Raw genomic sequence first — 16,283 nt, 5'->3', positions numbered from 1 at the left:
GCAAGTTTAGTTTTTCTACGAACCCGTAGGCTCACGAAGTAAAAATATAAAAATTATCTTGCTGATAATTAGGTTGATACGATTTTTAAACGGGGTGATGGTTTAAGTAATTGTTCAAAAAATAAAATTAAATATTCATAAAATAATAAATAAGATGAAGCAAGTATTGTTAGTAATATTAGTAATAGGACTGGGTTTAAATGCCGTATGGGCACAAGAAGGACATAAAAAAAGACATAAGCATCCTCAAAAATTAAATAAAGAAGCGCGAGCGGCTTTGCAAAAATTTCATAAGGAAGAAGTTTACCCGATCAAAAAGGCAGCACATGATCAATTTCTAGCAGCTTTGAAACAAGAGGATAGAGACTTTTTGGCACAAAAAAGAATAGAAGAAAAAGCCTTGCATACTGAAATGCGTTTACTACATAAGGAGATGAGAACATACAAAGAAACGGGTAAAAGTAGGGATGAAATCCGTGCAATGCGCCAAAGTAAGTTGGAGCCGTTAAGAGAAAAACGGAAAGCACTTATGGAATCTATGAAGCCTTTTATGGAGCGCAATAAGGATTTGATTAAAGAATCAATGGAACCTATGAAGGCAAATCATGAGGCGTGGAAAGCGAAGAAAGAAGCTATATTAGATAAATATTTATCGGAAGCAGAAAAAGCAAAACGAAAAGAATGTAAGGAGGAAAGAAAAAAAGGAGGAGCACACAAAACCTCAGAAGGACATCCTAGAAAAGGAAAGCGGGCAGTTCGATTTGTTTTGTGGGATGGCGAAATGAAAGCACCCAAAGAACGCAAAGGCAACACTTCAATCAACTCAAAGACCAATATTGAAGAAGTGCAACAGCAGGGATTTACCTTGAATACATACCCTAATCCAGCTATTAGTCAAACTACAATTTTACTGAATTTAGCAGAGACCTCAACAAAAGTAAAGGTAAGTCTGACCAATGCAGAAGGGCAACAAGTTTGGAGTAAAAACTACAATAAATTGGCAGCAGGCGAGCATCAAATTGATGTTAATCTCCAAAAAGTGGCAAGTGGACAATATTTTTGTACTGTAGAAGTCGGAGAAGAGCGTATGACAAAGCCATTGGTTGTCAATAAGTAGATTGTTTGACAAAGCAGTAGCTTGAAGTAGTCACAGGAACAATTGTCAGATAAGCTGTGTCTACTTCAAGCTACTGTTTATAAGCGTTCAATAAACGCAAATAAATCATCTTCCTTGCCTAGCTGTAATTTTTTCTTAATCCTGTAGCGAGACATTTGGACACTTTTGGGTGAAATTCCCATAATTCTGGCAATTTCCTTGCTATCCAATTTGACCTTCATGTAAGTACAGTGTTTCAAGTCGTTTTGAGTCAAAGCATCGGAGGCAGCTAATAGTTTTTTATAAAAATCGGGGTGGACTTCCTCAAAGTGAATTTTAAATTCATTCCAGTCTTCCTCAATAGCAACCTGCTGTTTGAGTAATTTTTGGATAGGCTTGATAGAGACGGCTGCTTTTTGATTTTCTTGCGTGAGTAGGTGTAATTTTTCTTCTAATGAATCCAACATTTCATTCTTTTGTACCGCAGCTAGTGCCAAGTTGCTGAGTGCCCTATTTTTGTGTTCGAGATCTGCTTGCAACTGCTGACGCTCTAGTTCTGAAATTTTGTGCTGTTGTTGAAGGGCCGCCTCACGCGTTAAAAAAAGTTTTTTTCGAATTCTCATCCGATTAACAAGCAAGGCAACAAAGAGTAAGGCTATAAAAATACCAACAATAGATACATTTTGATAAATGCGTTGAATTTTTGCTTGCTGTTCCGCCAAAAGTCTTTTGTTTTGTTCTAGCTCTAAGTGATCATTTAATACAACAATTTGCTGTTCTTTTTTCTCGACATCGTATTGAATTTCTAAGCTTTCTACCAGTTTTATTCGTTCAGAAGTATACAAACTATCTTTGAGCATTTTTTCCTGAACAGTATACGCATATGCTTGAGCATAATGTCCAAGGGCAGCATAGGTTTCTCTTAACCAGCCCAGTGTAGCCAACAATTTTTTTTGACTTCCTACTTTGGAATTTAGTTTATAAGCATGATCTAAATGCTTTAGGGCTTGTTGGTAATCCTTTTTTTTGTAATAAATTTCACCTAATTGAGTATAATAAGATACGTCATTTTGAAAAAAATCTTCTTGTAACTGATAAGCCTTTTCTTGATAGTATAATGCGGAATCCAGTGTAAGTGTCTTGATATGTAAGGCGCCCATATTTAAATAAGTACTTGCCAAATCGTCTAACGATTGTATAGCACTAAATATAAAAGCTGCCTTTTGGTAGAAGTATAGAGCCGTATCATTTTGATCTCGCAAATCATATACAACTCCTAGATTTAAATAAATGCACCCTATCGTTATAGAGTCTTGCTTAGCGGTATGGTTTAAAGCTTTGTTATAATACTTTAGAGCGGTTTTAAAATCTTTTATTTTTTCATAAGTAATCCCAAGGTTATTGTATACCTGTGATATACGTAGCGTATCCTCAATTGACTCAAAAAAACGCAAAGTATTGAGGTGCAAGGCAGCCGCTTGCTCATATAGTCCTAAGTCTCTATAAACTATTGCAAGATTATTTTCTGTCTGAGCAATTTGCTTGGCTTCTTTTAGTTGTCCAAATAATTGAAGGGCATCGTAATAGAATGAAACAGACTTTTTGTATTGCTGCGTAAATGAATAGACAATACCTATTGTTTTTAAGGCACAGGCTATTTGTAGACTATCTTGCTCTATTTTAGATTGTTCTAATGCTTTTTGGGCATAGAACAGGGCACTATCAGGATTGGTATAAAAGAACTTTTGGGATTGTTTTATTAATTGATTAGAAGGCGTTTGTGCATAGCTCTTTTTGCCTGTTATTAAAAAAATAACAAGTAGTAGACTAATCAGAGAGGGGGAATGTTTCAGAGTTGTGTTAAAATAGGTTTTAATTGGACTGATGTACGTCATCTTTTATGGTTATGTACTTTGTTTGGCTATTGGAAATATCAGTAGTTTGTTGAAACCATGCAGTAGCAGAGCGACTAATCAACGAACTGTTAGAATATCAAAAGTAAATAAAAATGGTTTGTTTCTCATAGACTTATTCGGTTTTATATCATAAGAAATAGACTGATATAGAAACAACTAGGATGTTTGGGAGGAAGTTAGGTTTATAGAGCATCTCTTTTTAAGATAGTTCTAACGACAAAAATAATTGATCCAACAAGTTGGCAAGGGAATAAACAAAAAAAAGACTACGTCCTAAGACGTAGCCTCTATGTATGAATTTGAAATTAAAAAGGTTTATAATCTACCTTTTGGTTTTTTCTCTGTAAAAATAATATCTACGCGTCGATCTTTCGAGTCACCATTTGTATTCGCTTTGGTACCATCGGTAGGATCTTCTTCTCCCATCGGAATGAGCGTAACAGCATCACCATTCAACCCTTTGTTAACTAGATATTGACGAACAGCAGTTGCGCGACGCATGGACAATTCCATGTTTCGTTTGGCATTACCATCAGTACTAGCATTGCCTTTGATGTAAACACGAATTTCGTTTCCTCTAGCCTTGGCTTGGTCTAATGCTTGTTTTACCGCATCTAGATTGGCTTCTGAAGTAGCCCCTAATTTAGTAGAGCCATTATCAAAAAATACTTCACCAATTTTTTTGTATTTCAACGGTTGATTTTCAAGCATTTTTCTAAGTTCATTAATTTCATCTTGATTCTTTTTGATAGCAGAATCATGTTTTTGAATTTTAGAACTATTCTCTTTGATTGCGTTCCCTTGTTGCTCAATAGACTTGGTGTTTTTCTCAATAACCGAATTGGTTTCTTTGAGAACAGTTTGCAACGAATCAACTGTTTTTCGATTATTTTCAATATTCAACTGCAAAGCTTGATTTTTAGCTTCCATTTCCTTCATGCTGTTTTCCAATTGCTTGATCTTTTTGTTTTCACCAAAACGATAAGCCAGCATCATCTCATGCTGCGTCCCCATACTAGCATTCATATTGGCATCTACACCAATTCCAAACGTGTAGGCAAAAATAAATTGGCGTTTGATTTCAACTCCTAGGGTTACATCAATAGAAGAGGTTGCAGTCGTATTATTACTAGAACGGTAACCAATACCAAGCCATCCCATTCCATCTAAACCAACAATTACATTAGCTTCAGCTTGAAAAGGAATGTCTTCTATGATTCTACCCATAAAAATTGGTTGCAAATACACTCGATGTTTTTTGTCTTCAGGTCCAAACAAATGCTTATAGCTTGCCGAGACCAACCATTGACGGGTATTGATATACCTAAGATCGCTTTGACTGCCATTTAACAATCGAAGACCAGTATTTAGACCTTGAAGCATAGAAACCCCAACGTGTAACTCCTTCCATTGATAATCTAAGCCAGCACTGAAATCAAATGACGTCCCACTACTTTCAGAAGGTAATAATTGATTGTCATTAGGATTTTCTACGGTAGCATCAGGGTAATTAAATCGTTGGTGGACAAAACCCAAAGAAAGTCCAGCACTCAGACCATGCTTAAAATCAATCTCTTTTTGAAACGGGATATGATAAGCATAGGTGGCCATCCCTCCAACATTAGTAGTAATGTGTAATTGGTCAACGTACAACATTCCTCCAAGTCCCATGTTCCCTAATTTCTCTGTTTTGATAGGCGATTCTACACTAACAACGCCACTAAAAGGAGAGCTAGGTAAAGAGGTCCATTGCTTTTTAAAATGCAAACTTGCTGTTCCAAAGTCATTTTGACCTGTACGAGCAGGATTGTACAGATATGGATTGTAAATGTAATGATTGAGCAAAGGTAGTTGTTGTGCTTGAAGATGAAAGGCACTAAACAACAAGGCTGCTCCTATACATTTTTGAATTATTTTTATCATAATAATTTTCAATTTGAAAACTTTCTTAGCTAGGAACTACTCCGCAGAGCAGTTCCATAGCAATAGAAAGTCATTTTATCGTTTAATAGTGACAGCACCTTTGATAATCGTGTCATCATTTTCTAGACGAATAATGTACCAGTAGGTACCATCGGGCAAATCTTTACCATTATAAGTACCATACCAGTCATTTTGATAATTTTGAGTGTTTAAAACTTCCATTCCGCCACGAGAGACAATTTGCAATGTATATGGTCCAATTGCAGGATCTTGCAAAAAGTCTACTGGCCAATAGTCGTTCACCCCATCGCCATTTGGTGTAAATAAGTCAACAATTTTTAAGTCTTCAACCGCTGGTTGTTCTACTGTAATCAAAAGTTTAGGAGACATACTAGAACAGCCTAAAGCATTATATCCTTTTACAACATAGGTATACGTTCCCACACCAGGAGCTGTAAATATTGGATTTGGAATTGTTGCATTGTTTAAATGAGTAGCAGGTATCCACTCGTAAGTCACCCCACCTGTAACAGAAAGTTCTAATAAGGTGCCTAATGTGATTGTTGTATCTGGCATAATTACAATAGATGGACTTGGAGCAATCTCTACCTCTGTGGTGTATGTGGAAGAGCAGTTGTTAACGGTTACAACGACAGAATACGTTCCTGTATCTCCAATAGTTGCATTGAAATTAGGCGTACGATTAGTCGAGGTGAAACCATTTGGACCTGTCCATGCATAAGTTGCACCAAATATTTCTGGAACTTGCAATTTAACTTCTTCTCCAACACAAACAGGACTATTGTTAGAAGCCATACCTGCGTCAGGAAGGGCTGTAATCATTACAAGCGTAGACAAAGGTAATGAAGCACAACCATTAGCATCTGTTGCAATTAATGTATAAAATCCTTGATGATCTGTTTCAGAAACACTAGGTATATTAACATTCTGTGTAGTAGCAGCGAAACCATTTGGACCTGTCCAAGCATAGGTAGCACCAGCAACAGGAGTCGTTGTGATGTCTAAAGCATCTAACTCACAAAGTGGGCTATTACTAGTTAATGGATTTAAAACAGGTCTAGGATTAACGGTGACAGTCGTAGGTGTACTGTTAGACGTACAGCCATTCAAGGTTACGGCTACATTATAGGTGCCTGCTTGAGCTGCCGTAACATTGTTGAGGCTAAAGTTTTGCAGTGTCGTACTAAATCCATTCGGACCTGTCCAGCTATAATTAGCCCCCACAATCGTATTGGCTTGCACAAAAACAGACTCGCCCTCACAAACAGGACTATCATTAAATGCCGTAGGAGCAGCAGGGAGTTGACGTACCTCTACATTGATACTAGTTAGCGTAGAGATACAATCCCCCGCATCCTCAGCAACAAAATAGACATAATTTCCAACAGCTAAAGGTCCAGCATTAAATGTCCCTGTTGCATTACCAGAAGACATGGTAAAACGTCCAATTTCTGTATTACTAGTATTATAAAAAACAAGATCGCCCGTTCCAGAACCTGTTGCTGTTAAAATGACATCGGCTCCACTACAAATTACGATGTTAGAAGCACTAGGAGGATTCGGATTAGGATGAACTACTACTGTTGCCATCCCCATACTACTAACACAGCCTGTTGTTGAATTGGTTTCATTTACATAGTAGGTTGTTGTCTGATTAACAATAGGCAAATTTAGTGTCGTACCTGTTGTTAATACAGTCATTCCCGTAGCATCGCTGTACCAGTTGATCGTTCCTCCGCTACCTGTAGCCATCAGAGTAGCTGCATTGCCTTCGCAAGTTGTGTCAGGCATTGTTGTGGGTATAGTTGGGAGTAGGTCAACTGTTACTGTTACTGTATCTGATAAACTCGTACAACCGTTGGCATCGACTGTAGTTGCATAGTAGTTGGTCGTTGTTGTTAGCGTACTTGTTGTAAATGTGTTGCTTGTTGCCAATAAATTACTCAAAGCAGCATCGCTATACCAATTTACGGTACTACCAGCCGTTAAACTTGCTGTGGTACCTGCACAAATTGTTACGTCTGCAACAACAGGCGCTGTTGGGAGGGCATTAACACTCACTCCAATAGCAACCAAACCAGATGTGCAATTTGAATTATCTTCGGCAGCATAATAGACATAGTTGCCAGCAGCCAAAGCGCCAAGGTTAAAAGTGGCATTAGGATTACCAGCCATAGTTACTCGACCGATTTCTGTATTGCTGTTGTTATAAAAAACAAGATCGCCTGATCCAGAACCTGTTGCTGATAAAATAACATCTTGCCCTTGGCAGACTGTAATCGTATTTGCGCTAGGTGTATTAGGCAATGGATTAACTTCAGCAGTTATGGCAGTTAGAGGGCTTAAGCAGCCGTCAGCAGAAACTTCCTGTGCATAGTAAGTTGTTGATTGTGCAAGAACATTTGTCGTAAAGGAAGTACCCGTACCGATTTGAAGTGTAGCAGAAGCATCACTGTACCAATTTATAGTTCCTCCAGCACCAGAAGCCATCAGTGTTGCTGTAGCTCCTGCACATATTGTATCTGGTGTTCCTGTTGGTGCTGTCGGGTTAGAGTTAACAGTAACGGTCACTGTAGTTGCAGGGCTTTCGCATCCATTGTTATCTACTTGAGTGACATAGAAGTCTGTCGAAATATTCAAATTACCTGTTGGGTATACGGATCCTGTATGGATTAAATTAGTCAGAGCTGCATCGCTATACCAGTTTGCAGTTCCTGTAGTGTTGGCCATCAAGGTAGCATTATTACCAGAACAGATGCTTGTGCCCGCAGCAGTAGGTGCTGTAGGTAAGGCATTAACAGTAACACTAATTGCCGTAGCAGCAGATAAACAAGTGCCATTATCTTCCCGGACACTAAAGTTATAATTGCCTGTTGCTAGGGCACCAGCATTATAATTTGCTGTAGGGGCACCACTCATAGTAATGCGCCCAATTTCAGTAGGAGTATTGTCATAAAAAACAAGATCTCCTGTTCCAGACCCAACAGCTGTTAAAATAACATCCTCGCCAGCACAGACCATAACGGATGTTCCAGAGCTAGGCATTGTTGGCAATGGGTTGACGGTAACTACCACCGCAGTTAAAGTGCTCATACAACCTGTAGTTGTATTCATTTCTTGCACGTAGTATGTGGTATTTTGGGTCAGAGTAGGTGTTGTAAATGAGGCACCATTTCCTACAACAGTAGTACCTGTAGCATCGTTGTACCAAGTTAACATACCACCAGCACCTGTTGCTGTTAGTGTAGCTGTGTTGCCAGAGCAAATAGCAGTACCCGCAGCAGTAGGAGCAGTAGGACTTGGGTTGACAGTTACGGTAACAGTAGTCGCAGAACTTTCACAACTATTGGCATCCGCTCGAGTAACAAAATAAGAGGTTGTTGTCATTAAATTGCCCGTTGTATAAGTGCTACCTGTGGCTAATAAGTTGGTTAAAGCAGCATCGCTATACCAATTAATAGTCCCCGCAGCATTGGCTGATAAACTAACGGAATTACCTGCACAAATTGTAGTTCCTGTAGCAGTAGGAGCCGTAGGCAAAGCATGGACGGTTACACCAATCAAATTCAATGGAGATTCACAAGTACCATTGTCTTCTCTTGTATAATAAGAATAAGAACCTACTGCTAATGGTCCAAGATTAAGGCTAGCATTAGGAACGGCTAAAGACATGGTTGTCCGCCCAACTTCATTCAAAGCGGCATCGTAAAACACTAAATCGCCAACACCAGACCCTGTAGCTGTCAACACAACATCTTCTCCTGAACAGACTTCAATAGGAGTTGTACTTGGTTGATTCGGTAATTGATTGACAATAACTTCTGCTGAAGTCAATGGACCTAAGCAAGAACCAATAGATTGTCCTGCATAAAAAACGGTATTTTGATTAAGAATAGGAGTGTTTAGCGTTAAGGTGGGGGCGGGACCAGTAGCAATATTAACTTGTCCCAAAGCATCGCTAAACCAATTTAAAGTACCAGAGCCTGTTACCGTGATGCTTGCTGACTCACCTGCGCAAACTGTATCTAGTGTGACGCTAGGACCAGCAGATGTAGGAATCGCATCAAAATCAAAGTAGACGGGAGCAGACCAACCACAACAATCGTCTCTTACTCTTAAGCGTAAGTGATAATTAACAGTAGCCCCTGTTACAGGAGTAGGGAAGGAGGCTACTTTGGTATTGTAAATTCCAATAGGATTGGAAGTATTGTTTGCTCCTTCAAATAGAATCCACTCGTAAGCCGCAGCCGTTACAGGAGTGTTCATCGTAAATGTTTGCCCCTCGCAAATTGTTGGAGACATTGCTGGATCAAACGTTGGCAAAGCTCTAGTATCTCTGATATAAATAAAACTAGTATAGGTTACACCATCGACAACTAGATCATAGTGTCCTGTGGCACCATAACTAACAATTGCCGTAGGAGAGTTGGTATTATAAGACGAAGTACTAGCCGTAAGGTCGTTGATAAATATACTGTTAGGAGGACTTCCCCAAGTACCACCATCTTTAGTGATAACAATTTCAGAATTGGTACAACCACCAAACATGGAGGCAGTTATTTCACGAGGATTAGGGATAGTTGTTCCATTTCGGGTTGTTCCTTGTACAGGTACAGAGACCCCAGGACGACCTGCTTGCCCACGACCGCCACGACCACCGTTGCCGCCACGACCGCCAGTACCACCACAGCCAACTTCGCTACAATCACCACCAGAACCAGTTCCTCTAGCACCTCCAAGTCCACCAAGACCAGGAGCACCGCCAAGACCACGAGCGCCACCATTTCCAAAGGCACCAGTTGTAATAGCAATATCGTTTAGGTTGGGGTTGGTATTTCCCATTTGAGCATAGATGCCAAAAGAGCCACCACCGCCAAAGCCGCCAAAGCCACCTTGACCGCCTTGACCGCCGCCACCGCCACCGCCGCCACCAGCGCCAGAACCGTCATCTGCAAAACAACCAAAAGAACCATCATCTTCTTGACCGCCGCCACCACCAGCGCCACCGCCGCCGCCGCCGCCAGCACCATCAGCTCCTTGTGGAGCTTGGGTAGCAGGGAGGAAAAATTGAGCAAAGGTCACCGCAGGAGGTGGAGTATTGGCATCCGCACCATTAGCTCCTATAGCACCATTCGCGCCGCTACCTCCATTATTTCCAGCACAAGAAGAAGGGGTTGTTCCTCCATTACCATTATTTCCACCAGCAGCACCAGCGCCACCATTACCACCACGACCACCTGGACGCCCATCGGCACCACTATCGGTACCACCAGCACCACCGCCACCGCCACCGCCGCCGGCACGGAAAATACCACTATTAACACCAACACTACCATTAGTAGCGCCGTTACAAGTAACAGCTCCTGTACCTCCATTGCCGCCACCGCCAGCACCATTACCACCTTGTCCGTCATCAACACCACCAGCACCACCACATGAAGAACCATCATCATCTCCTCCATGACCACTACGACCATTAGACCCATTGAGTCCTGCAGCCCCAGTAGCACCATTAGCCCCTGCGGACGCATCTCTAGTGGTAATATCTAAACGAGAAAAAAAGAAATTGGTCGAGTTGGCAACATGGATGCCATAGACCGTACGACCTCTATTTCCTGTTGTACCAGATGCGTTTCTAGTGTTTACAATTGAAATATCTTTGATGTAAACGTCTGTCACTCCATCCAAGCGGACTGCAATATAATGCCCAACTCCAGCAGAAGTGGTAAAAGGAGCATTAATATCAAGCCTAGTTAATAAAGAGCTATTCTTAACCCACTCTCCAGCAACTATTTCATAGCCACCATCTAGCACAGCACTAGTAGGAATGTTTAATGTGTTAGAAAATGAGTAGATACCATTCAGCACCTTAATGTTATGCTTTGTTGGCGTAACCATTGTTAAGGCTGTTTCTAAATCAGTAGGGCTACCAATAGTACCAGGGGCGGTACTTAGCCCAGTGGGCGACACATATATAATGTCGCCACAGTTGGTTTGTGCTTGGGCGTGCTGAATCAGCAATCCCAACATTAAAACCAGAATAGGAATTCGTAATACCTTTCGCATAGTTTTTTTGATTAGTAATAAAAGTAATGTAATTAACTGAGTGTTATATTGTTTCTTTTTACAGGCAAGTTTCTGTTTCTTTTTTCAGAAAGATAATTTGCTTACCTTTTTTGGAATTGAAAATAATGTTAACAAACTATTAAAACTATTATTTTTTTTTGTGATAGGCAATATATTTAAATAAAAATTTCACCTATTTGCTTGTAAAAAGAATATTCTTTGTTTTGAGTGATCCGATTTTTAAGTAATAGAGACCAAAAGGTAGGTTTAAGGCTTCTAATGAGATAGTTAGCTCAGATTGAGTACAGTTTTTTCTTTGATAAACAGTGTTGCCTAAGACATTGCATAAGGATATATCAAAAAGAGAGGTTGGCTCTTCTTGCAAGCGAATGTGTATTTGTTGAGCCGTTGGATTAGGATATACCTCTAATTGGTTGTTCTGTTTTTCTAAGCCTATATGTTGATTTATCTGACCTTCGACTAGTGTGTGTCGTTGGTTAATACTAATATTATAAAAGGTCTGAGGGGCACTATTGGGCCAGTAAACGACAATAGAATCTACTTGGTGGATATTTTGAAGTCCAATATGTTGAATACTAGTGTTTTGAGAGGCGTGGCTAGAGCCACCATCAATTTCTCGTAAAAAGGTACGTCCTCCAGCATGGATGACAAGGTGTGTCCCAAAGGCATCTCTATTACTGAGGGTACCTTCTAATTTTAGTTGCACCCAATTATATGTATTCGTAGCTGAATTGTTTTGATAGAACAATGTATGAGGCATAGAATCAGAGGGAATAGCTTGATCGATGACAACCGCTACAAAATCTATATCTCCGTCATTATCATAATCTGAATAAGCCATTCCATGAGCAATAGTAGGACTATTTAAGCCTAGATAAGTACTGGTGTCTGTAAATGTACCATCTCCATTATTGTGGTACAATTTATTGGGATCTTCAGGATGCGTAGCACGAAATGTAGAAGGCATTGGAATCTGACCATTAGCAACAAATAAATCCAGATAGCTATCGTTATTGTAATCAAAAAAGGCACAGCCCCAACCGGTACTAAGCAAGGTATCTACCCATCCATTCTCGACCCCTGCAAAAGCAGTTGTGTCCGTAAATGTCCCATCTCCATTGTTTTGTAACAATACATTAGCACCTAAATTAGTTACATAATAATCAAGGTGCAAATCCTCGTTATAATCGCCTATCGCAATCCCCATTCCAAACAAACCGATATTGGCATTAGCAGAAATGCTAACGTCTGTGAATTGCGGATTAGGGTAGTTGTTTTGGTAAAGTGTATTGGGACTATTCCATTCTCCAAAATCATTGGCGATATAGATGTCCACATCTGCATCATTATCATAATCTGTTGCCGCTACAGCTAAGCCACATCCCATATCCATAACATGGGAGCCATTGGCGCTTTGCGTAAATGTTCCATCCCCATTATTGATGTAATAGTAATTGGCAAATCCTTGTGCCATGATACCTATAAGATTGCCTGAAGAGTCTTGAATTGGACCATCGTGATCTAAGTAGTTGGCTACATAAATATCTAAAAAGCCATCTTTGTTAAAATCACCAAATGTAGCGGCAATACTCATAGTGCTATCTGTAATTCCTGCCGCAGTAGATTGATCTAAAAAGGTACCATTGCCTTGATTGACAAATAATTTGTTGTTCACAAAATAATCGTTGCCCAAGGAATCTGTATCCATAAAAGTCGTTAAGAAAAGGTCTCTGTCGCCATCATTGTCAATGTCACCAGTTGTAACGCCAAAGGTTTGATAGTTACTTGTAGACGCTAAACCTGCTGCAATTCCAACTTCTGAGAACGTACCGTTTCCGTTATTTCTATACAGATAATCTCGATCATTGCCACCTGACAAATACAAATCTTCGTAGCCATCATTGTTATAATCAAAAAAAGCACACCCTCCGCCCATTCTATTGAGATCCTTGTGGGCATGATGAATACCTATGGATTGTGCGACTTCTGTATAAGTTTGAGCATTAGTAACTAGGGGGATTAATAATAATAGTAGTAGTAGGTTCATTTTTTAAGGGATTGTGGAGGGTCACTCCGTATTGGGAATAATCTCGTATTGACGAATCAATGCTTGATTTTTTTCATTGCGTTTAACTAAAATAACTTCATAATCTTTTTTATAATAAATCATTGCCCACTGTCCATTGCCTAGCAAATTACCCATAAATTCCAGTTGAGGAATGGATTCATTGTGCAATCTAAATAGGATGGCATTGAACTGATATTTATCGTGAATGCTTTTCCATGAAACAGGATCTAAAATCTGAGGGAAATATTGTTGTGTTAGAAAACTTGTTGGGTGTGCCAATGCTTGACTAGAAACATAGAGGGGTTGTGTTTCTTTTAGTCCATAAGCCATCAATCCGCTGATTGCCGTATTGTGAAAAAACGGACCTTGAACACCAACTTGGTTGATAAAGTCAACGGCTTCTGTTTCGTTCTCTCTCAATCCATATCCAAAGTTGTGAATAGGTTGATAAAAACCAGCTACTAAAAAGGTGGGAATTAAAAGATAAAGAGATAAAACAGGAGGATTGTATTGTAAAAAAAAGTCTTTTATATTTTTTTCAACTTGCTTTTGTTGGTAATAATTTGCAATTGGAAAGGAAACAATAAGCCAAGCGATGCCTGCTAATAAAATGAGTTGATTGTTCCAAAAAGCGAAAAAAAGAAAGAGTGCCACCGAGCTTAATGAGAAAAATGGAAGGGGAATAGTTTTAATTTTACTGCCCAATAGGATACCACCCAATAACACAAGAGTACCAAGAATAAGTGCATACAATAAAATATATGAATGACTAAGCCAATAAGCATCTAATGTGGTACGTTCCCATATTGGTAAAATCTCACTAGATGAGAAAGCAACTCTAAAGGCTCCTATCATACCATTGATAAACTGAGGATGTACCAAGGAAGTAAGCAAAGAAAGAAGGGTGACGATGAGTAAAGGGGACGACTTTTCTTTTTGATAGATGAAGGTTTGTATAAAACCCAAGAATAGTACTATCGAACCAATAAAAAAGTAAGTATGCGAATTAACCCATATAATTTGTAGGAAAGGTAATGAATATAGCCAAGAACTGTTTTTTTGACCACTTAAATATTGGTACACTATGGTAAAATAGAGCATCGAAAATAGATGCGAAAATAAAACAGGGTCTACAATATTATGCGTCGCAAATAGTGGAATTGCTAGCCCGCCAATTAAGAGGCTTACGAGATAGTAAACTGTTGTTACAGATAAAGTTTGAAATAGAAAAACAAAAAGTATGGCATAAAGTAGGGCAACGAGTAGGTGTAAGCCTGCAAAACCAATTGTTTGATGAATACTATAAAAAATAACTGCTGCCAACCAATGATTGTTTTGTATGGGGTGTTCTGGAGTCGTATAACTCAAACTATTAGACAATAAAACGTCGCCTTGTTGCCAAAAGATGGCGCCTTCTCTAAGAAAATAGCCTAATTGCCCCTCCGCAACAGAAATGTGATTGGATAGGGCTATTAATAAATAGAGACCTAATCCTAAGAGTATCCACGAACGATATGATTGTTGTTTTTCCAAAATTGTATCTGTTTTTATATCTCCAAATTAGCTAAAGTTTTATTTTTATACAATAAAATATTAGTTTTATAACCTATGAAACTACCAGATACCTCCATATTATTTAAAGAAGTAAGTGCCTCATCTCTAGGGATACTAAGGCTTTTGTTTGGTTTTATTTTATTGGAAGATTTTGTGAATTTTCACGAATATTTTGTCAATTATTTAGAACCATCGGAATTTTACAACACCTATGATTTTTTTCATTGGATACATCTTATGCCACGTTATTGGTTAGATGTGTTCTTTTATGGAGCCATAGGTTCCTGTATTTTATTTGCTTTGGGTATTCATTATCGACTCAATGCAATGCTAACTTTTTTGAGTTGGACCTACATTTTTTTGGTAGATAAGGGACACTATAACAATCACTTTTATTTAGTATCTATATTTTTGTTCTTTTTCTGTATTGTAGATGCAGATCGGTGGGGAGCCGTTTCTACAAAAGAAGAACGGACAGTTCCTTATTGGCAAGTTTTGATTTTTCGTTGGCAAATAGCGATTGTTTATTTTTATGGAGGAATCGCTAAATTGCATTACGATTGGTTGGCAGGTTTCCCTATGCAGTATTGGTTGGTGGATGCCTCTACTTTTTACCCGACTTCCTTACAACCATTGATGCGGTCAACAGAAATGGCCTATTTTATTTCTTATGCAGGTTTAGTTTTTGATTTAACCATTGCTTTTTTCCTTTTGTCAAAGCGCTGGAGGAGATGGGCTTTGCTGCCTGTTGTTGCCTTTCATACCATGAATGATTTTACTTGGTCTATTGGCGATTTTCCGACTATTATGTTAGCAAGCACACCTATATTTTTTGCCCCTAATTGGGCAGAAAAGTTGTATGAGCATTATCACAAAAATCAACTTATTAAAGCAGTACTGGCAGTTGGTTTGATGTTAGGAATTGGGTATGGTCTATTTATTTCGGATTTATTTAAAGGGACCAATTTATACATCAAACTAATTTCTTACCCAATTTTAGTACATTTGTTTTTTAGAGGGAATGGATTTCAGGAATTGTCAGATCGAAACAAGACCACATTTAGCCCCAAGAAAGCAAGTCTTATTTTTCTAAGTATTTGGTTTGCTTTTCAATTGACGTTGCCGTTTCGTCATTTTCTATACAAGGGAGATCCTTCATGGACAGGAGAAGGGCATTTATTTGCTTGGAGAATGATGTTAATTGATACCGTTGATGCTTGGAGAATGAAGGTTGTGGTGCCAGAAACGGGAGAAGAATTGCCAATTGCTTTGGATCAATACATCAACTATCGGCAATATCGAAAAATGCGTCGTACGCCTAAGTCCTTTTTGCGATTTGCGCATTTTATTAGAGATCGAGTGCAAGAAGGTGGTGTACAAAATCCAATTATTAAAATGGAAGTATGGAAGTCTGTGAACAATCGAGCGCCTCAACTTGTCAATGATACGACACTAAATTACGCTTTAGTGCCTTATTCTGCAACCGCTCCAGTAACTTGGATTACGGATTGGTCGTATAGTGATGAACTGCCTGTCTATTCAGAAGATCGGTTTAAGATGTGGCGAGATTTTTTGGAGAAAGATGGCGTAGATGCTACCAGTAATTGGCGTTAAATAA

At 39.1% G+C, this 16,283-nt stretch carries 7 protein-coding genes; 2 read left to right on the top strand and 5 right to left on the bottom strand.

Features of this window, described 5'->3' with window-relative positions; all coding sequences use genetic code 11:
* The first annotated feature begins 154 nt into the window (after positions 1-154).
* Positions 155-1,117 carry a T9SS type A sorting domain-containing protein gene (locus CG11_RS07755; RefSeq protein WP_052594797.1) on the top strand — a complete coding sequence of 321 codons (963 nt, stop codon included), beginning with the start codon at positions 155-157 and terminating at the stop codon, positions 1,115-1,117.
* Between the two features lie 77 nt (positions 1,118-1,194).
* On the opposite strand, the gene CG11_RS07750 is transcribed toward CG11_RS07755, so the two are convergent.
* The 5 genes from CG11_RS07750 to CG11_RS07730 all read right to left on the bottom strand — a co-directional run bounded on the left by CG11_RS07750 (position 1,195) and on the right by CG11_RS07730 (position 14,644).
* Positions 1,195-2,991, bottom strand: coding sequence for a tetratricopeptide repeat protein (locus tag CG11_RS07750; RefSeq protein WP_052594795.1), 1,797 nt, complete (start codon positions 2,989-2,991; stop codon positions 1,195-1,197).
* A gap of 336 nt (positions 2,992-3,327) precedes the next feature.
* The gene (locus CG11_RS07745) at positions 3,328-4,935 is read right to left on the bottom strand and encodes a PorP/SprF family type IX secretion system membrane protein (protein ID WP_052594793.1); all 1,608 of its coding nucleotides are present in this window, start codon (positions 4,933-4,935) and stop codon (positions 3,328-3,330) included.
* Positions 4,936-5,010: 75 nt separating this feature from the next.
* The gene (locus CG11_RS07740) at positions 5,011-11,022 is read right to left on the bottom strand and encodes a gliding motility-associated C-terminal domain-containing protein (protein WP_052594791.1); all 6,012 of its coding nucleotides are present in this window, start codon (positions 11,020-11,022) and stop codon (positions 5,011-5,013) included.
* A gap of 193 nt (positions 11,023-11,215) precedes the next feature.
* Entirely contained in the window at positions 11,216-13,090 is a 1,875-nt protein-coding gene (locus CG11_RS07735; protein ID WP_052594789.1) for an FG-GAP-like repeat-containing protein, read from the bottom strand.
* 21 nt (positions 13,091-13,111) lie between these two features.
* A complete protein-coding gene (locus CG11_RS07730; protein ID WP_052594787.1) occupies positions 13,112-14,644 on the bottom strand; it encodes a hypothetical protein in 1,533 nt (510 codons plus the stop codon).
* Between the two features lie 75 nt (positions 14,645-14,719).
* On the opposite strand from CG11_RS07730, the gene CG11_RS07725 reads away from it, so the two are divergent.
* The gene (locus tag CG11_RS07725; protein WP_052594782.1) at positions 14,720-16,279 is read left to right on the top strand and encodes an HTTM domain-containing protein; all 1,560 of its coding nucleotides are present in this window, start codon (positions 14,720-14,722) and stop codon (positions 16,277-16,279) included.
* Positions 16,280-16,283: the final 4 nt, after the last annotated feature.

This window comes from Aureispira sp. CCB-QB1 (assembly GCF_000724545.1).
GTDB lineage: Bacteria > Bacteroidota > Bacteroidia > Chitinophagales > Saprospiraceae > Aureispira.
This window is presented reverse-complemented; position numbering and strand designations above follow the sequence as displayed.